Here is an 18863-nt window from a genome sequence, read left to right as displayed (position 1 = left end):
TTAGTTTTGAAAATGAAGCGAATCTGATACGATAGTAAAGAGTTTTGAGCGCTGTAAATAAGTGTGAACGAACATAGATAAAAATACCGCAGAGAGACTCTGCGGTATTTTTATCATTTATAAATGTGATTGAGGTGAAAGTCCATGGTGAAGGCAGCATATCTGCATATCCCGTTTTGTCATCATATTTGTCACTATTGTGACTTTAATAAAGTGTTTTTCAAAAATCAGCCCGTTATGCCGTATTTGGAAAGCATGCGAGAAGAAATGAAACAAACAGTCGAACGTTATCCAACGACCAATTTGAACACGATATTCGTTGGGGGTGGAACGCCCACAGCCTTAGATGAACAGCAGCTGGAGTATTTTTTAGAATCCATTCGTATGTATCTTCCTTATGATGAGAAAGGTGAGTTTACATTTGAAGCGAATCCGAATGAATTGACAAAAGAAAAGCTTCAGCTTCTCCATGACTATGGCGTGAATCGTTTAAGTATTGGTGTACAAACGTTTAATGAAAGGTTATTGGAGAAAATTGGACGTGTGCATTCAAATAGGCAGGTATTTGATTGTATTGAGCAAGCGAGAAAGATTGGAATGTCGAATATAAGCTTAGACTTAATTTATAGCTTGCCGGAACAAACGGTAGCTGATTTTTCTTCTACGCTTCAAACCGCTTTTTCATTAGAGGTAGAGCATATGTCTGCCTATTCGTTAATTATTGAACCTAAAACGGTATTTTATAATTTAATGAATAAAGGGAAGCTGCCGCTGCCTGCTCAAGAAGAAGAAGCAGCTATGTATGAGCTGCTTATGAAAGAAATGGACAAACAAGGTTTTCATCAATATGAAATCAGTAATTTCGCAAAGTCAGGCTACGAGAGTATTCATAATCTAACATATTGGAACAACGACGATTATTACGGAATTGGTGCAGGCGCACATAGCTATATTGACGGAATAAGACGAGCAAATATTGGACCATTAAAAAAGTACATTGATTCAGTCGAGCAAAAAGGAAATGCATATCTTAATGAAGTGAGCGTGACCGAGGCTGAAAAAATGGAAGAAGAAATGTTTTTGGGCCTTCGTAAAACGAAAGGAGTCTCAAAAGAGGAGTTTAAGCAAAAATTCAATCGAGAATTAAAAGATGTATTTGGAGAACCTATTCAAGAATACAAAGAGAAAGGACTTTTGGGTGAAGACAATAGCTCCGTCTTTTTAACACACAATGGTCGATTTTTGGGGAATGAAGTTTTTCAAGCCTTTATTGGGATAATCTAATACCAAATCGTTGACATCGCTATAGTGATTTGGTAATTTATTATTAGATTTAGCACTCAGAGTTTTAGAGTGCTAACAGAGGTGATGAAGCGTGCTTACTGATCGACAGTTATTAATTTTACAAGTCATTATTGATGATTTCATTCGATCTGCGCAGCCGGTAGGCTCTCGAACATTATCTAAGAAAGAAGAGTTTAATTTTAGTTCGGCTACGATTCGTAATGAGATGTCAGACCTAGAAGAACTTGGATTTATTGAAAAAACTCATACTTCTTCAGGGCGCGTTCCGTCTGAGAAAGGCTATCGTTATTATGTTGATCACCTAGTGTCCCCGCAGCACTTGAAAGCAAGCGATGTTTCTACAGTACGTTCGGTATTTGCTGAGCGCATTGTAGAACTGGAGCAGCTCGTTCAAAAATCAGCGCAAATTTTATCTGATTTAACGAGTTTAACGTCCATTGTGCTAGGGCCAAAAGCGGTCAGCCATAAGTTAAAACAGCTGCAGATTTTACCTTTAACGGCTCAGTCAGCTGTTGCCATTATTGTGACTGATACAGGACACGTTGAAAGTCGGACGATTACGTTACCGAGCAGTATTCAACCTTCCGATATTGAAAAGATGGTTAACATTTTGAACGAAAAGCTCATCGGCGTTCGCATTACTGATTTACATGATAAAATGTACAAAGAAGTAGCGACGCTCTTAAAAAGCCACATTCAAGGGTATGAGCAGACGATGGATATACTCAATGATGCATTAAAGCTCAACATGAATGGCAAATTAGTAGTTGGCGGCAAAACGAATATGTTTGCTCAGCCGGAATTTCATGATCTTAATAAAATTCGCGGGCTGTTCAACATTATTGAACATGAACAGCAGTTTTATAAGCTGCTAAGCCCAAATGAGGCTGGCATACACGTGAAAATTGGTCATGAAAATAAGTTGAATGAAATGGTAGGCTGCAGCTTAATTACAGCTAGTTATTCTTTTGGTCACGAACAGCTCGGCACAATTGCTATACTGGGACCGACCCGCATGGAATATGCGCGTGTGATTAGTTTGCTTACACTGCTATCATCAGATATGTCTCAAGTGTTAACAAACTTGTATAAAGAATAAAGGAATCGGGTGGAATATATTACTTCCATCCTTTCCCTGTGATAAAATAAAAATCGTTGTTTAAAATGTGAAAATGTGTGTAAACATTTAAGGGAGGTGAATGAATTGTCAAACGAAAAGCAAGTAGAAGAACAAAACGAAGAAGTGGTTGAAGAAGTTCAAACAGAAGCTGCTGAAGCAAATGAAGCTGAAGCGTCTGAGGAAGTAAACCCTCTTCAACAAGAAAATGATCAATTAAAGCAACAGCTTGAAGAAGAAGAGAATCGCTACTTACGTCTACAAGCTGATTTCGATAATTTCCGTCGTCGTTCACGTCTCGATGCAGAAGCTGCTCAAAAATACCGTGCTCAATCATTGGTTGCGGATATTTTACCAGCACTTGATAACTTTGAACGTGCATTACAAGTTAACACAGCGGACGAACAAACCAAATCTGTGCTACAAGGTGTAGAAATGGTATACCGTCAATTGGTAGAGGCACTTCAAAAAGAAGGTGTTGAAGCAATTGAGTCAGTTGGGAAAACATTTGATCCATACGAGCATCAAGCAGTGATGCAAGTAGAAGACGATGAATACGAACCGAACACGGTAGTAGAAGAGCTTCAAAAAGGTTACAAATTAAAAGATAAAATCATCCGCCCTGCGATGGTTAAAGTGAATCAATAACACTACATATTATGAAGGAGGTCATTGTCAATGAGTAAGATCATTGGTATCGATTTAGGTACAACTAACTCTTGTGTCGCTGTATTAGAAGGCGGCGAACCAAAAGTAATTCCAAATCCAGAAGGAAACCGTACAACGCCATCAGTTGTGGCATTCAAAAACGGTGAGCGTCAAGTTGGGGAAGTAGCGAAACGTCAAGCTATTACAAACCCTAACACAATTATTTCAGTTAAACGTCATATGGGTACAGACCATAAGGTGGAAGCTGAAGGCAAGCAATACACGCCTCAAGAAATGTCAGCTATCATTCTTCAACATTTAAAAGGTTATGCTGAAGAGTATTTAGGTGAGCCTGTAACAAAAGCTGTTATCACAGTTCCTGCTTACTTTAATGATGCTGAGCGTCAAGCAACAAAAGATGCTGGTAAAATTGCTGGTTTAGAAGTAGAGCGTATTATTAACGAGCCTACTGCAGCGGCGCTTGCATACGGATTAGAAAAAACAGATGAAGATCAAACAGTTTTAGTTTATGACCTTGGTGGCGGTACGTTTGACGTATCTATTCTAGAACTTGGCGACGGCGTGTTTGAAGTTCGCGCAACTGCAGGTGACAATCGCCTTGGTGGTGACGACTTTGACCAAGTAATCATCGACTATTTAGTAGCTGAATTCAAAAAAGAAAACGGCGTTGATTTAAGCAAAGATAAAATGGCGCTTCAACGTTTAAAAGATGCGGCTGAAAAAGCGAAAAAAGATTTATCAGGCGTAACATCTACACAAATTTCTTTACCATTTATCACTGCTGGAGAAGCTGGTCCTCTTCACTTAGAAGTATCTTTATCACGTGCTAAATTTGACGAGTTATCAGCAGGTCTTGTTGAACGTACAATGGCCCCTGTGCGTCAAGCTTTAAAAGATGCAGGTCTTTCTGCAAGCGAACTTGATAAAGTAATCTTAGTTGGTGGTTCAACTCGTATCCCAGCGGTACAAGATGCAATCAAAAAAGAAACTGGTCAAGATCCTCATAAAGGTGTAAACCCTGATGAAGTAGTTGCACTTGGTGCAGCAATTCAAGGTGGCGTATTAACTGGTGATGTAAAAGACGTTGTATTACTAGACGTAACGCCTTTATCACTAGGTATCGAAACAATGGGTGGCGTATTTACAAAGCTAATTGAGCGTAATACGACAATTCCAACAAGTAAATCACAAGTATTCTCAACGGCTGCAGATAGCCAAACGGCTGTAGATATTCACGTTCTTCAAGGTGAGCGTCCAATGTCTGCAGACAATAAAACGCTAGGACGTTTCCAATTAACAGACATTCCTCCTGCACCACGCGGAGTACCTCAAATCGAAGTATCATTCGATATTGATAAGAACGGTATCGTAAACGTTCGTGCAAAAGATTTAGGTACAAACAAAGAGCAGGCGATTACAATTAAATCTTCAACTGGTTTATCAGATGACGAAATCGAACGCATGGTAAAAGAGGCGGAAGAAAACGCAGATGCTGATAAGCAACGTAAAGAAGAAGTGGAACTACGCAACGAAGCAGATCAACTAGTGTTTACAACTGAAAAAACATTAAAAGATCTTGAAGGAAAAGTAGAAGAAGCTGAAGTAACAAAAGCTAACGAAGCAAAAGATGCTTTAAAAGCTGCGATTGAAAAGAATGACCTTGAAGAAATCAAAGCGAAAAAAGATGAACTTCAAGAAATCGTTCAAGCGTTAACTGTAAAATTGTATGAGCAAGCTCAACAAGCTCAGCAAGCAGGTGAACAAGGCGCTCAAAATGATGATGTTGTAGATGCAGAGTTTGAAGAAGTAAACGACGACAAAAAATAATGCATCTTGACGACTAACGTGAATGACGCCATGGTGCGATTCACATCTTTTTAAAAAGTCAAAGTCAAGCTTATTTCTTGGCTTTGACTTTTTTAACGTGGAAAAGCGAAAGGGGAAGTTTTTCTCTTGGCTCTCTGCGTGCACGTGAGCAATAGAAAGTAACTTTTATGTTGCTATGGAATTATTAATAATGATACAATTACGTTTATGTGAAACGATTCGGGAGTGAGTATTGATGAGTAAGCGAGATTACTATGAAGTACTCGGTATCAGTAAGAGCGCTACAAAAGATGAAATAAAAAAAGCATACCGCAAGCTTTCTAAACAATATCATCCAGATATTAATAAAGCGGAAGATGCTGCTGACAAATTTAAAGAAGTAAAAGAAGCATATGAAGTATTGAGTGATGACCAAAAAAAAGCACAATACGATCAATTTGGTCATACTGATCCAAATCAAGGCTTTGGCGGCTTTGGTGGAGGCGGCTCAGACTTTGGCGGCTTCGGCTTTGAAGATATTTTCAGCTCGATCTTTGGTGGTGGTGGTCGCAGACGTGACCCTAATGCTCCGAGACAAGGTGCCGATTTACAATACACGATGACACTTTCTTTTGAAGAAGCTGTTTTCGGAAAAGAAACAACAATTGAAATTCCACGTGAAGAAACGTGTGAAACATGTCACGGTTCAGGTGCAAAACCTGGAACAAAAGTTGATACATGTTCGCACTGTAATGGTTCAGGTCAGTTAAACGTTGAACAAAACACGCCGTTTGGTCGCGTGGTAAATCGACGTGCGTGTCATCATTGTAATGGTACGGGAAAAATCATTAAAGACAAATGTGCAACGTGCCACGGTGACGGTAAAGTAACAAAACGACGTAAAATTAATGTTAAAATTCCAGCTGGTGTAGATGATGGTCAACAGCTGCGCGTTAGTGCTCAAGGAGAACCAGGGGTAAATGGTGGTCCTCCGGGAGATTTATACGTAGTGTTCCACGTGCGCACTCATGAATTCTTTGAACGTGATGGAGACGATATCTACTGCGAAATGCCTTTAACGTTTGCTCAGGCAGCACTAGGTGATGAAGTAGAAGTACCAACTCTACACGGCAAGGTGAAGCTGAAGATTCCTGCTGGTACACAAACGGGGACGAAATTCCGTTTAAAAGGAAAAGGTGTGGCAAACGTACGAGGGTATGGTCAAGGAGATCAGCATATTCACGTTCGCGTTGTAACGCCAACAAAAATATCAGAAAAACAAAAACAATTATTGCGTGAGTTCGCTGAACTGAGCGGTCAAGAAGCCGTTGATGAGCAGCATGATTCCTTTTTTGCAAAAGTAAAACGAGCAATTAAAGGAGAATAATTGTCTTTCATAATAAACAGAGACAGGTTGGTAAAGGTACTTTGCCAACCTGTCATCTGTCATGTTCATATTTAAAATCCTATATTACTGAAGGCAGAAAGGATGAAGTTGGTAGCAATGAAATGGTCTGAAATTTGTATTCATACAGCGCAAGAAGCAATTGAACCCATCTCTCATATTTTACATGAATCAGGAGCTAGCGGGGTAGTCATTGAAGATCCTGCTGATTTAGTGAAGGACAGAGATACAACTTTTGGTGAAATCTATGATTTAAACGTAGAAGACTACCCAGAGGAAGGTGTAGTGATTAAAGCATACCTTCCAGTTAACAGCTTTTTAGCAGAAACTGTGGATGGTATCAAAAAAGAAATTAATGGACTGCTTGTTTACGACTTTGATTTAGGAGCTAACAAAGTTACGATCAGTGAAGTGAACGAGGAAGAGTGGGCCACTGCTTGGAAAAAATATTACCACCCTGTGAAAATTTCAGAGCGTTTTACGATTGTACCAACTTGGGAAAACTATGAAAAAGTAAGCACAGATGAATTGATTATCGAGCTTGATCCCGGAATGGCTTTTGGTACAGGTACGCATCCAACGACGGTTATGTCTCTTCAAGCATTGGAAAGAACAGTGAAAGCAGGAGATACCGTTATTGACGTGGGTACAGGCTCAGGAGTGCTAAGTATTGGCGCAGCCCTGTTAGGAGCAAGTAATGTACAAGCTCTAGATCTTGATGAAGTAGCCGTACGTTCTGCCCGCGAAAATATTGAACTGAATCAAGTTGGAAATATCGTAACAGTAGGTCAAAACAACTTATTGCAAGGTATAGAAGGACCGGTGGACATTGTTGTGGCGAATATTCTTGCTGAGGTAATCGTTCGTTTTGTAGACGATGCTGCAAAGGTATTAAAGCCAGGAGGCATGTTCATTACATCAGGTATTATTAGTGCGAAAAAAGAAGATGTCAAAAAAGCGTTAACGGGAGCGGGCTTTGTTATTCAAGAAGTAACGCTTATGGAAGACTGGGTAGCAATTATTGCGCAAAAACAAGCTTAACAAGTGAGAAGGTGTCAAGATGCAACGTTATTTTCTGCCAAATGATCAATTTCAAGAGCAAAGTGTCATAGTGACACATGATGATGCCCATCATATCTCACGCGTCATGAGAATGAATGAAGGATCACAGTTTATTGCCTGTAATCAACAGGGGCAAGCTGCATTGTGTGAAATTGAAAATATTTCCGCTAACGAAGTGAAAGCATCTATTATAGAATGGATAAGCGAAGAAAAAGAGCTTCCAGTCCATGTTACAATTGTGAACGGTCTGCCTAAAGGGGATAAGCTCGAGCTTATTATCCAAAAAGGGACAGAACTTGGAGCGTATAGGTTTATCCCTTTTATTGCGGCTCGTTCAGTTGTTAAATGGGATGATAAAAAGAGTCAAAAAAAAGTAGATCGCTGGAACAAGATTGCTAAAGAGGCTGCAGAACAATCTCATCGTACGATTGTACCAGCAGTAGAAGCCCCAATTTCTTTTAAAAAACTAGTAGAAATTAGCGGTGATTATACTCATAAAGTTGTAGCCTATGAAGAAAGAGCAAAGCAAGGAGAAACATCTCATCTACACGCTGTTCTTTCAGCTTTAAAACCCGGCAATTCCGTGCTTGTGGTTGTAGGCCCCGAGGGTGGTTTGACCGAGCAGGAAGTAGAAGTATTAGAAGAAAATGAATTTACAATAAGCGGATTTGGTCCGCGAATTTTACGAGCAGAAACAGCTCCTTTATATGCGCTGTCTGCTATATCTTATCAAACTGAGTTAATGAGGTGACGATTATGTCAACAGTTGCTTTTCACACGCTAGGGTGTAAAGTAAATCACTATGAAACAGAAGCAATTTGGCAATTGTTCAAAGGCCAAGGCTATGAGCGTGTTGAATACGAACAAACTGCCGATGTATATGTAATTAATACATGTACGGTAACAAATACAGGAGATAAAAAAAGCCGTCAAGTTATTCGTAGAGCTGTGCGAAAAAATCCAGATGCGGTTATTTGTGTAACTGGGTGTTATGCTCAAACTTCGCCAGCTGAAATTATGGCCATTCCTGGTGTTGATATCGTAGTAGGTACACAAGATCGCGTTAAGATGCTTGATTATATTGAACAATTTAAAAAAGAGCGTCAACCGATTAATGGTGTAGGGAACATTATGAAAACACGCGTATATGAAGAGCTAGATGTACCGGCATTTACAGACCGTACGCGTGCGTCGTTAAAAATTCAAGAAGGCTGTAACAACTTCTGTACATTCTGTATTATTCCATGGGCTCGCGGTTTAATGCGATCTCGTGATCCTAAAGAAGTCGTAGCACAAGCACAGCAGCTAGTGGATGCAGGCTATAAAGAAATCGTGTTAACAGGTATTCACACTGGCGGATACGGAGAAGACATGAAAGATTACAATCTTGCACAGCTTCTTCGTGATTTAGAGTCGCAAGTAAAAGGATTAAAACGCATTCGTATTTCGTCAATTGAGGCAAGCCAAATTACGGACGAAGTGATTGAGGTACTAGATCAATCAGAAATGGTTGTACGTCATTTGCATATTCCTCTTCAATCAGGTTCAAATACGGTATTGAAGCGCATGCGTCGTAAGTATACAATGGAGTTCTTTGGCGAGCGCTTAAACCGTCTGAAAGAAGCTCTTCCTGGATTAGCGATTACATCAGATGTGATTGTGGGCTTCCCAGGTGAGACAGAAGAAGAGTTTATGGAGACGTATAACTTTATTAAAGAGCACGGTTTTTCAGAGCTTCACGTATTCCCGTATTCTAAACGTACAGGTACGCCAGCAGCTCGTATGACCGACCAAATTGATGAAGAAGTAAAAAATGAACGTGTGCATCGTTTAATTGAACTTTCAAATCAATTGGCAAAAGAATATGCTTCAACGTTTGAAGGAGAAGTACTAGAAGTAATTCCGGAAGAAAAATATAAAGAAGATCCTGAAAGTGGTTTATATGTAGGGTATACTGATAACTATTTAAAGGTTGTGTTTAAAGCGTCTGAAGAAATGGTTGGAAAGCTTGTAAAAGTTAAAATTTCAAAAGCTGGATATCCTTACAATGAAGGTGAGTTTGTTCGCGTGCTAGATGAGGTTCATCTTCAAGATCAGGTGAAAATGAGCTCATAACACTTATTGAAAAGCTGCGTGTTTACGCAGCTTTTTTCATACGTATAAAAAAGCTGAACGAGTAATGTTTTATCAAGAAAGTTCATAAAATAAAGGGGGAATAACTGCATTACTTTATGTAAAGCGGTTGACCTTAAGGAATCATTATATTATAATTGCAAAAGACATGTCTAACATGTCATTTCATTATGATGTTAGTGGTTTTGTTCGGAGGGAGGGAATTAGAATGTCAAGAACAGTTGTTCGTAAAAACGAATCGCTTGAAGATGCTCTTCGTCGCTTCAAACGTTCAGTTTCAAAAACTGGTACGTTACAAGAAGCAAGAAAGCGCGAATTCTATGAAAAGCCTAGCGTAAAGCGTAAGAAGAAATCTGAAGCTGCTAGAAAACGCAAGTTCTAATAAGAGGGTGGATTTATGAGTCTTCTCGAGCGTTTAAATAGTGATATGAAACAAGCGATGAAAAACAAAGAGAAAGAGAAGCTTGGGGTCATTCGTATGGTCAAAGCATCTCTTCAAAACGAAGCCATTAAGTTAGGCACTGACCTAACTGAAGCAGACGAGTTGACGGTTATTTCTCGCGAATTCAAACAACGTAAAGACTCCCTCCATGAATTTGAGAAAGCAGGTCGTCAAGATCTTGTTGATAAAATTCATTCTGAATTAGCGGTTTTAGAAGTTTACGCTCCTAAACAGCTAACTGAAGAAGAGTTATCTGAAATTATTAAAACGACGATTGAAGAAACGCAGTCTTCCTCTAAAGCTGATATGGGGAAAGTTATGGGAGCGCTTATGCCGAAAGTAAAAGGCAAAGCGGATGGCTCTCTTGTTAATAAGCTTGTCCTTCAACACTTATCATAAAAAACACCTTACCTTGTGTAAGGTGTTTTTTATATAGATAATATCCGAACGTATGTTTTGCTTCTCTAGTGCAAAGAATAAAATAGATAAATTTTAAAAAATTTGAAACTATTGTTAAAGTTATTCGTATATACAGATACATACTCATACTATCTATGGAAGGAGGGAAGTGTATTCGGTGAAAACCTTATTTTCTTTCGTGTGCTTTCTTATTTTAGCCACTGGGTTATTCCCCACTATTAGCACCGCTGACGTGAAGCGTGTACACATTATTCCTGTCAATAAAACGGTAGAAAATGGACTGCTTTCTTTTCTAAACAGATCCATTAAAGATGCGGAAAATGACGGTGCAGATTTGATTATATTGGACATAGATACTCCTGGAGGAGCTGTAGATGCAGCTTCTGAAATAGCTAAAAGCTTAACCTCAACACCTATTCCTACCGCTGCTTTTGTCGACAAAAAAGCATTATCGGCCGGAGCGTATATTGCACTTAACGCCGATCAAATTTATATGACACCCGGTTCTACAATGGGATCGGCAGCTGTGATTGACCAACAGGGAAATGCAGCAGGAAAAAAAGCTCAGTCCTACTGGTTATCGGCTATGAAGAGCGCAGCAGAACAAAATAACCGAAACCCTAAATATGCAGAAGCGATGGCAAACACAAAGATGGTCATACCTGAGCTCAACTTAAAAGGAAACGAATTGTTGACGCTAACTCCGAAGCAAGCCGAGCAAGTTGGTTATTCAGAAGGAACTGTAAAAAATTTAGATAATCTCCTGAGCGTACTTGGCTATGAAGATGCTAAACTGACGTATGCAAAAATGAGTGTAAGTGAACAAATTGCTCGTGTTCTTACCCATCCGCTTGTTGTGCCCATTTTATTATCCATTGGTGCTTTAGGAATTGTAATTGAATTGTTTACGCCTTCATTCGGTATTGCGGGCTCTATTGGAGTAGCTTCACTTCTTTTATTTTTCTATGGTCATATGGTAGCAGGATTAGCAGGAATGGAAGCGGTCGTTTTATTTATAGCAGGAATTATACTGCTTCTATTAGAGATTGTAGTGCCAGGCGGCGTTTTAGGGCTGCTAGGGCTTGGAGCTATCATTTTAAGTTTTTTTATGTCAACAGATAATAATGTCGAAATGGGAATTTCTCTTGTAATTGCAATAGTGGTGGCACTGGGAGGTGCGTTTGTGATGATGAAATTTTTTAAAAGAAAGCTTACACCTTTCAAAAAAATGGTGCTTAATGATTCACTTAATACCGAATCTGGTTATGTATCGAATCAAAATCGTTATGAATTAATAGGAAAACAAGGTAAAACAACAACACCGCTGCGTCCTTCAGGCACCGTGCTCATCGATGAAGAGTATGTGGATGTAGTCACTGAAGGCGGATATTTAGACAAAGATGTGTTAGTAAATATTATAAAAGTAGAGGGATCAAGGGTTGTGGTGCGGAAGCTTACAGAGCCTTTGAAAAAGGAGGACCTTAATTAATGGAAGCAGGTAGCGTATTGTTTTTTGTAGTTATTGGCCTAGCAATTATTGCTTTAGCTGTTTTTTTCACTTTTGTACCGATTATGTTATGGATCTCAGCATTAGCAGCAGGCGTTCGTATTAGTATTTTCACACTGGTCGGAATGAGACTTCGTCGAGTGATACCATCTCGCGTTGTGAACCCGTTAATTAAAGCAAGTAAAGCCGGTTTAGGTATTACCATTAATCAATTAGAAAGCCACTATTTAGCAGGCGGTAACGTGGACCGCGTGGTAAATGCGTTGATTGCAGCGCACCGAGCAAATATTGAGTTAACATTTGAGCGCGGAGCAGCTATCGACTTAGCGGGCCGTGATGTGCTAGAAGCTGTACAAATGAGCGTTAATCCAAAAGTTATTGAAACACCTTTTATTGCAGGGGTGGCTATGGATGGAATCGAAGTCAAAGCAAAAGCCCGAATTACCGTTCGTGCAAACATTGATCGACTAGTAGGGGGAGCTGGAGAAGAAACGATTATTGCCCGTGTTGGCGAGGGGATTGTTTCTACAATCGGTTCACAAAAAGATCACAAAAAAGTATTGGAAAACCCTGATATGATCTCTCAAACGGTTTTAGGAAAAGGGTTGGATTCCGGAACAGCGTTTGAAATCTTATCCATTGATATTGCTGATATCGACATTGGTAAAAATATTGGGGCAGTTCTTCAAACAGACCAAGCAGAAGCAGATAAAAATATTGCCCAAGCAAAAGCCGAAGAACGTCGTGCTATGGCCGTTGCTCAAGAACAAGAAATGCGTGCAAAAGTAGAAGAAATGCGTGCAAAAGTAGTAGAAGCAGAAGCAGAAGTACCATTAGCGATGGCAGAAGCACTGCGCTCTGGCAATATTGGCGTCATGGATTATATGAATATTCAAAACTTGACTGCTGATACGGATATGCGTGATTCAATTGGAAAAATGTCTAAAGAAGACGATGAGAAATAATGAATCAGTTTAACAAGGAGGTTTTCTCCTAATGAATATCGTTGAAACGCTTATTAAACTAATTATTAATAATGCTTTCATTTTTGTCATCATTGGAGGGATTATTTTTAACGTTGTGCAGCGTTTTATGGCTCAGTCAAAAGAGGAAGAACAGCAGCGTTCTAAAAGAGCTCCTATGCCTCCTGTAAACAATCCTTCAAGGCGGGAAAGACCTAGATATCGCCCTGTCAAAGAAGAGCCAAAAACAGCTCGTATGGAGCCAGAAACTGTTCCTTCAGCGGAAACAAATCCTTTGCAAGAAAAACTGGAAGAGCTAAAAAACCGTTCGTATCATGAACCTTCTATTCAAAAGAAAATTGCAGTTGAAAAACCAAAAACAACTGATGAGAAAAACGTTTTTAAGCCCATTTCTCGTAAAGAAGCTGTTCAAGGAGTGATATGGTCCGAAATTCTAGGGCCGCCAAAATCGAAACAACGTAAATATAAACGATAAATAGATGTGATACATTAACCCCCTTTCTCATAAACATGAGATGAAAGGGGGTTCTTTTTATGAGCAAAAAGTGGAGACACCAAATGAAAAGATGGATGACAAAAACAATGGAACTACCCGCTGATGTATTAATGGATCTTCCCCGTATTACGTTAGTTGGACAAATACACATTTATATTGAAAATCATAAAGGTTTATTAGCCTTTTCTGATACTGAAATACGCGTGTTACTAAAACAGGGACAAATGTTAATTCGAGGTGAAGGACTGGTCATTAAAGTAATACTGCCAGAAGAACTGGTTTTAGAAGGTAAAATCAATCAAGTTCTTTATTTAGAACAATAACACAAGGAGGAAAAAAATGAAGAATGGATGGACAAACTTTGTTATTGGTACCGTACGTATTCGAATTGTTGGAAAAGGAATTGAACGTTTTTTAAATAATTGTGTGAGACAACAGATTATGATTTCGAATGTCCATAAAGTTGACGGTCAGCTAGCGACAGCAACGATATTATTGAAAGATGTAAAGAAAATTCGTATACTAATTCGCAACGCAGACTGTAAAATTTATTTTATAAGAGGCCGAGGTTTTCCTTTTTTAACAAAACGAGTGATTAAAAATAGTGGATTTGCTTTAGGTTTTCTTTCTTTTTTTATTATTCTTGGTTTGCTTTCCAACATGGTGTGGAAAGTGGAAATTAGCGGTGCAGAACCACAAACAGAACATCAAATGACGAAGCAGCTGGCCAAAATAGGTGTAAAAAGAGGAGAGTTTCAATTTCTGTTAGAGAGTCCTGAAAAAATTCAGCGCTATTTAACGGATAATATGAACAATATTACCTGGGTGGGAGTAGAAGTGCGCGGCACTTCTTATCACTTCCAAGTGGTTGAAAAAAATGAGCCCAAGCCTCAGCAAAAAACACCTTACCAACATTTAATTGCTAAAAAGAAAGCTATTATTACGAATTTGTTTGTCGAAAAAGGACAACCTTTAGTCAAGGTTAATGATTTTGTCAACGAAGGCGAGGTCTTAGTTTCCGGTATTATTGGAAACGAAAAAAATAAAAAAGTAGTAGCTGCTAAAGGAAAAGTCTACGGTGAAACATGGTATAAGTCTGAGGTGGAAGTGCCTTTAAAAACTGATTTTCAAGTATTAACGGGTAATGGATATACGAAGCACTATTTAGATTTTCAAGCTTTTAAAATGCCTCTTTGGGCTTTCAACAAAGAGAAATACGGCTCAAAGCTGACAGAAAAAGTGGAGCATCCACTCTATTTTTTTAAATGGAAATTACCTCTGTCGTATGAGAAAGTTGCTGTACGAGAAGAACAGAATTCGCAGCGCGTCTATTCTAAACAAGAGGCGGTGGAAAAAGCTTTGGAAATCGGTCGAAAAAAATTACTATCAACTTTAGGTGAGGATGCTAAAATAAAAGGTGAAAAAGTTTTGCACCAAGAACAGGACAATGGTAAAGTTAGATTATCAATACATTACCAAGTTATAGAAAATATTGCGAACACTCAACCAATTATTCAAGGAGATTGATGAATGTCAGAACAGCTAGTAACAATTAACGTACAACTTGATGATTCAAACGAAGCCATTTCATTATTTGGCGTACAAGATGCGAATTTAAAGCGAATTGAAGAAGAAATGCAGGTCTCGATCATTTCAAGAGGTGAGACTGTTGTAGTCTCCGGAAGTACAGAAAATGTTCAGCTAGTGGAAGAAATGCTTAAAAAGTTACTGAACATTATCCGCAAAAATATTTCCATATCTGAACGAGATGTTGTGTATGCGATTCAATTAGCTAAGAAAAATTCTCTCGAGTTTTTTGAAGATGTATATGAAGAAGAGATTGGTAAAAACGTAAAAGGTAAGACTATTCGTGTTAAGACATTAGGACAAAGTCACTACATTTCTGCTATTAAGAAAAATGATTTGGTATTTGGAATTGGGCCTGCTGGTACCGGTAAAACGTATTTAGCCGTTGTCATGGCCGTTAATGCTCTTAAAAATGGTCACGTACAGCGTATTATTTTAACACGTCCTGCTGTTGAAGCAGGTGAAAGTCTTGGCTTCTTGCCAGGAGATTTGAAAGAAAAAGTAGATCCGTACTTGCGGCCTCTGTACGATGCATTACATGATGTATTAGGAACAGAACATACGCAACGCCTAATCGAACGCGGAGTTATTGAAATAGCACCCCTTGCTTACATGCGAGGTCGTACACTAGATGATGCGTTTGTTATCTTAGACGAAGCACAAAACACCACGATGGCGCAAATGAAGATGTTTTTAACACGACTAGGATTTGGGTCTAAAATGGTGATTACAGGAGATATTTCACAAATTGATTTACCAAAAGGAGCTCAGTCTGGTCTAGCGGCTGTCTCGAAAATCCTGACCAATGTTAAAGGTATTTCGTTTGTTCATCTAGAACAGTCAGATGTTGTGCGCCATCCACTTGTGGGACGCATCATTCAAGCGTACGAACAAGCTGACCAAAAGACCCTTTCTTAATAGGGTCTATTTTTTGTAAAGGGGGTACGTTTGTGTCAACGTTTCGGATAATCAAGCAAACAATGGCACAGATCGAGCGATTACGGTTAATTCAAATTGGGTTATATGCCTTGTTAGGTATAATGATGTTTGCGTCTATGTATAGCAATGTAAAGCCGCAGGAATTAGATCTCAGACTATTGTCTATTTCCCCGCAAACCATTTACTCACCCGTTACCATTGAAGATAAAGAGAGCACAGAGAAAAAACGGGCAGAGGCAGAACAAGCCGTTGAAGATGTGTATACACAAAAAACAGAATACGCACAGAACCAAGTCGATCTTGTTGCATCTATTTTTGATGCGATGATGGAAGTTAATACAGAATATGAAAAAGAAGATCATGAAGATGACAGTATCGATGCCGTATTAAAAACCAAACAAAAAATGTTAGAGGACAAGCTTCCTGAAGACATTCAAAAAAACTTGCCAAAGGATACCATCAAGCAGCTGCTTCAGTCTTCTAACAGTGATTTATCGATTGCGAAAGACGCTGTAGTTACAGCCGTTCATCATGTGATGAAAGATCAAGTGAAGATTAGCGATGTAGAAGAGAAAAAAGACCAGGTAGAAGGTCAGCTTGTTTACACCAATGTCAGCAACTCCCTAAAGGATTCAATGAATGCAATTGCTAAATTCGCTATCATTCCGAATGTGATTTATGATCCCAAAAAAACAGCTGAAAACCGTCAAGCAGCTGTGGAAAAAGTGGAGCCTGTTCGAATTAAACAAGGTCAGATTATTGTAGAAGAAAATCAGCTTATTAATCCTGATATATATCGCCAGCTCCAGCTCGCGGGATTGTTGAATAATAAAGGATCTATTCAGCCTTTTGCGGGATTAGCTTTGCTGATTGTGATGATGATAGCGGGCCTCATTTACTATTTGCGTGAATTTCACACCAAGACATATCAGCCCTTGTTGTTGTATGTATTGGTAGCAACCATTACGATTGGCCTCATGAAAATCTTAAGCGTGTTTCAGCAAATTGATTTATCGGAAATTGGTTTCTTAGCTCCTGTTGCAGTGGGAGGTTTGCTGATTCGAATTTTAATGGATGAACGCATTGCTATTTTATCAAGTATTGTATTTGCTATTTGTGGAAGCATTATTTTTAATGGTGAATTGACAACCTCGTTTAATATGAACATTGGGATTTACTTTTTAATTAGCAATATTGCTGCTATTTTATTTTTAAGCAGGCAGCACAGGCGTTCACGGATTTTGCAGGCAGGTCTATTTGTGGCGATGGTAAACGTAATTATTAGCTTTGCTATTATTTTTATTAAAAATGGCCAAATTGGTACTGTAGAGCTTGGCTATTACAGCATGATGTCAATTGCATCTGGTGTTATTGCTTCCGTTTTAGCTATAGGTTTGCTTCCGTTTTTTGAAAGTGGATTTGGCATTTTATCTACGATGAAGCTGATTGAATTATCGAGTCCTAATCATCCGCTATTACGTAAAATCTTAACCGAAACACCAGGAACGTATCATCACAGTGTAATGGTGGCAAACTTATCTGAAGCGGCGTGCGAAACGATAGGAGCTAACGGTTTATTAGCGAGAGTGGGGGCTTATTACCACGATATTGGTAAAACGAAGCGACCGCAGTATTTTATTGAAAATCAAATGAATATTACCAATCCGCATGATAAACTAAGTCCGAAGACTAGTAAAAATATTATAATCGCACATGCTACAGATGGAGCGACCATTTTGCGAAATCACAAGTTTCCAAAAGAGATTGTAGATATTGCAGAGCAGCATCACGGAACGACCCTGCTTAAGTTTTTCTATCATAAGGCACTTGAACAAACAGAAGAAAAAATTGATGAAAAAGAATATCGCTATCCTGGACCAAAGCCTCAGTCGAAAGAAGCAGCGGTTATTTGCATAGCTGATAGTGTAGAAGCAGCCGTAAGGTCAATGTCCAATCCGACTCCGGAAAAGATTGAGAACTTGGTGCGAAATATTATTAAAGATCGCTTGCAGGATGAGCAGCTTAGCGAGTGTAACGTAACGCTCAAAGAGCTAGAGTTAATTCGCCAAGCACTATGTGAAACGCTAAATGGGATTTTTCATTCCCGAATTGAATATCCAGAGATAAAAAAAGAGAAGGTGAAGGTATGAGTTTAGTTATTGATTTTATTGATGAAACAAACGAAGTGAGTAAAGAGCAGCAAAAAGAGCTTGAGAAGCTGCTTGAAGCCGCTGCTATATATGAAAATCTTCAAGAGGATGCAGAAGTATCCGTTACATTTGTGGATAATGATCGAATTCAAGAAATCAATCATCAATACCGCCATAAAAATCAGCCAACGGATGTAATATCGTTTGCGCTAGAAGAAATGGGCGAAGATGAAATGCAAATTATCGGAGATGAGATGCCAAGAGTCCTGGGGGATATTGTCATTTCGATTCCAAAAGCTCATGAGCAAGCAGAAGAATACAATCACTCGTTCATGAGGGAGCTAGGATTCTTAACGGTTCACGGTTTCTTGCACTTGCTTGGGTATGACCATGAAACATCAGAAGATGAAAAAGAGATGTTTACACGTCAAAAAGATATTTTAGAACAATATGGACTCTCGCGATAAAAAAGGGATAGCTAAAGTTGTCAGTAGCTTTGGTTATGCAATAGAGGGGTTTCTCTATGTTTGTAAAACACAGAGAAATATGCAAATTCACGTAGCAGCTTCTTTCATCGTCCTTCTCTTAGGAGCCGTGCTGTCAATTACAGCTGGTGAATGGACGGTTGTGCTGCTTCTCATTGCAGGCATGTTCAGCTTAGAGTTAATGAATACAGCGGTGGAAAAAGTTGTCGATTTAGTTTCTCCTGAATATCACATACTAGCAAAACACGCAAAAGATGCAGCCGCAGCAGCGGTGTTGGTCTATGCGTGTTTTGCTGTCCTTATAGGAGGAATTATTTTCTTAAAGTATTTGTTTTAAAAAGGATTCTTTTTGGTTCT

19 protein-coding genes are annotated in these 18863 nt (G+C 39.0%); all 19 read left to right on the top strand.

What is annotated here, in order from left to right; all coding sequences use genetic code 11:
• Window positions 1-144: 144 nt before the first annotated feature.
• Window positions 145-1284: a radical SAM family heme chaperone HemW gene (gene hemW, locus WKH56_RS03545; RefSeq protein WP_047749825.1), complete on the top strand. Its 1140-nt coding sequence runs from the start codon at window positions 145-147 to the stop codon at window positions 1282-1284.
• A gap of 91 nt (window positions 1285-1375) precedes the next feature.
• On the top strand, window positions 1376-2404 hold the full coding sequence (gene hrcA, locus WKH56_RS03540; RefSeq protein WP_013059244.1) for a heat-inducible transcriptional repressor HrcA: 1029 nt from the start codon (window positions 1376-1378) through the stop codon (window positions 2402-2404).
• Between the two features lie 105 nt (window positions 2405-2509).
• Window positions 2510-3070 carry a nucleotide exchange factor GrpE gene (grpE, locus tag WKH56_RS03535; RefSeq protein ID WP_048019735.1) on the top strand — a complete coding sequence of 187 codons (561 nt, stop codon included), beginning with the start codon at window positions 2510-2512 and terminating at the stop codon, window positions 3068-3070.
• A 30-nt stretch (window positions 3071-3100) separates the two neighbouring features.
• A complete protein-coding gene (gene dnaK, locus WKH56_RS03530; RefSeq protein ID WP_014458181.1) occupies window positions 3101-4918 on the top strand; it encodes a molecular chaperone DnaK in 1818 nt (605 codons plus the stop codon).
• 235 nt (window positions 4919-5153) lie between these two features.
• Window positions 5154-6284 carry a molecular chaperone DnaJ gene (dnaJ, locus tag WKH56_RS03525; protein WP_013059241.1) on the top strand — a complete coding sequence of 377 codons (1131 nt, stop codon included), beginning with the start codon at window positions 5154-5156 and terminating at the stop codon, window positions 6282-6284.
• A gap of 117 nt (window positions 6285-6401) precedes the next feature.
• The gene (prmA, locus tag WKH56_RS03520) at window positions 6402-7343 is read left to right on the top strand and encodes a 50S ribosomal protein L11 methyltransferase (protein WP_028411654.1); all 942 of its coding nucleotides are present in this window, start codon (window positions 6402-6404) and stop codon (window positions 7341-7343) included.
• 19 nt (window positions 7344-7362) lie between these two features.
• The gene (locus WKH56_RS03515) at window positions 7363-8115 is read left to right on the top strand and encodes a 16S rRNA (uracil(1498)-N(3))-methyltransferase (RefSeq protein WP_048019736.1); all 753 of its coding nucleotides are present in this window, start codon (window positions 7363-7365) and stop codon (window positions 8113-8115) included.
• Between the two features lie 5 nt (window positions 8116-8120).
• Window positions 8121-9479 (top strand): tRNA (N(6)-L-threonylcarbamoyladenosine(37)-C(2))-methylthiotransferase MtaB, encoded by a 1359-nt coding sequence (gene mtaB, locus WKH56_RS03510; protein ID WP_013059238.1) that lies wholly within the window; start codon window positions 8121-8123, stop codon window positions 9477-9479.
• A 226-nt stretch (window positions 9480-9705) separates the two neighbouring features.
• The gene (gene rpsU / locus WKH56_RS03505) at window positions 9706-9879 is read left to right on the top strand and encodes a 30S ribosomal protein S21 (RefSeq protein ID WP_013059237.1); all 174 of its coding nucleotides are present in this window, start codon (window positions 9706-9708) and stop codon (window positions 9877-9879) included.
• Window positions 9880-9894: 15 nt separating this feature from the next.
• The gene (locus WKH56_RS03500) at window positions 9895-10338 is read left to right on the top strand and encodes a GatB/YqeY domain-containing protein (protein ID WP_013059236.1); all 444 of its coding nucleotides are present in this window, start codon (window positions 9895-9897) and stop codon (window positions 10336-10338) included.
• A gap of 178 nt (window positions 10339-10516) precedes the next feature.
• A complete protein-coding gene (locus WKH56_RS03495; RefSeq protein WP_048019737.1) occupies window positions 10517-11848 on the top strand; it encodes an NfeD family protein in 1332 nt (443 codons plus the stop codon).
• Window positions 11848-12831, top strand: coding sequence for a flotillin-like protein FloA (gene floA, locus WKH56_RS03490; RefSeq protein ID WP_028411651.1), 984 nt, complete (start codon window positions 11848-11850; stop codon window positions 12829-12831). The genes WKH56_RS03495 and floA overlap by 1 nt, the downstream gene beginning before the upstream one ends.
• Before the next feature lie 31 nt (window positions 12832-12862).
• Window positions 12863-13324 (top strand): hypothetical protein, encoded by a 462-nt coding sequence (locus tag WKH56_RS03485; protein ID WP_048019738.1) that lies wholly within the window; start codon window positions 12863-12865, stop codon window positions 13322-13324.
• 59 nt (window positions 13325-13383) lie between these two features.
• Window positions 13384-13668: a sporulation protein YqfC gene (yqfC, locus tag WKH56_RS03480; protein ID WP_013059232.1), complete on the top strand. Its 285-nt coding sequence runs from the start codon at window positions 13384-13386 to the stop codon at window positions 13666-13668.
• 16 nt (window positions 13669-13684) lie between these two features.
• Window positions 13685-14872, top strand: a complete 1188-nt coding sequence (yqfD, locus tag WKH56_RS03475; protein ID WP_048019739.1) for a sporulation protein YqfD — start codon at window positions 13685-13687, stop codon at window positions 14870-14872.
• 3 nt (window positions 14873-14875) lie between these two features.
• Complete coding sequence (locus tag WKH56_RS03470) at window positions 14876-15850, top strand: PhoH family protein (protein ID WP_033579680.1); 975 nt, start codon at window positions 14876-14878, stop codon at window positions 15848-15850.
• Window positions 15851-15912: 62 nt separating this feature from the next.
• Window positions 15913-18021, top strand: a complete 2109-nt coding sequence (locus WKH56_RS03465; protein WP_048019982.1) for an HD family phosphohydrolase — start codon at window positions 15913-15915, stop codon at window positions 18019-18021.
• Entirely contained in the window at window positions 18018-18488 is a 471-nt protein-coding gene (ybeY, locus tag WKH56_RS03460; protein WP_028411646.1) for an rRNA maturation RNase YbeY, read from the top strand. Before WKH56_RS03465 ends, ybeY begins: the two co-directional genes overlap by 4 nt.
• Window positions 18472-18843, top strand: a complete 372-nt coding sequence (locus WKH56_RS03455) for a diacylglycerol kinase family protein (RefSeq protein ID WP_016765589.1) — start codon at window positions 18472-18474, stop codon at window positions 18841-18843. Before ybeY ends, WKH56_RS03455 begins: the two co-directional genes overlap by 17 nt.
• Window positions 18844-18863: the final 20 nt, after the last annotated feature.

It is taken from the genome of Priestia sp. SB1 (assembly GCF_038898415.1).
The sequence above is the reverse complement of the archived record's forward strand: the minus strand, read 5'-3'. Positions and strand labels throughout refer to the sequence as shown.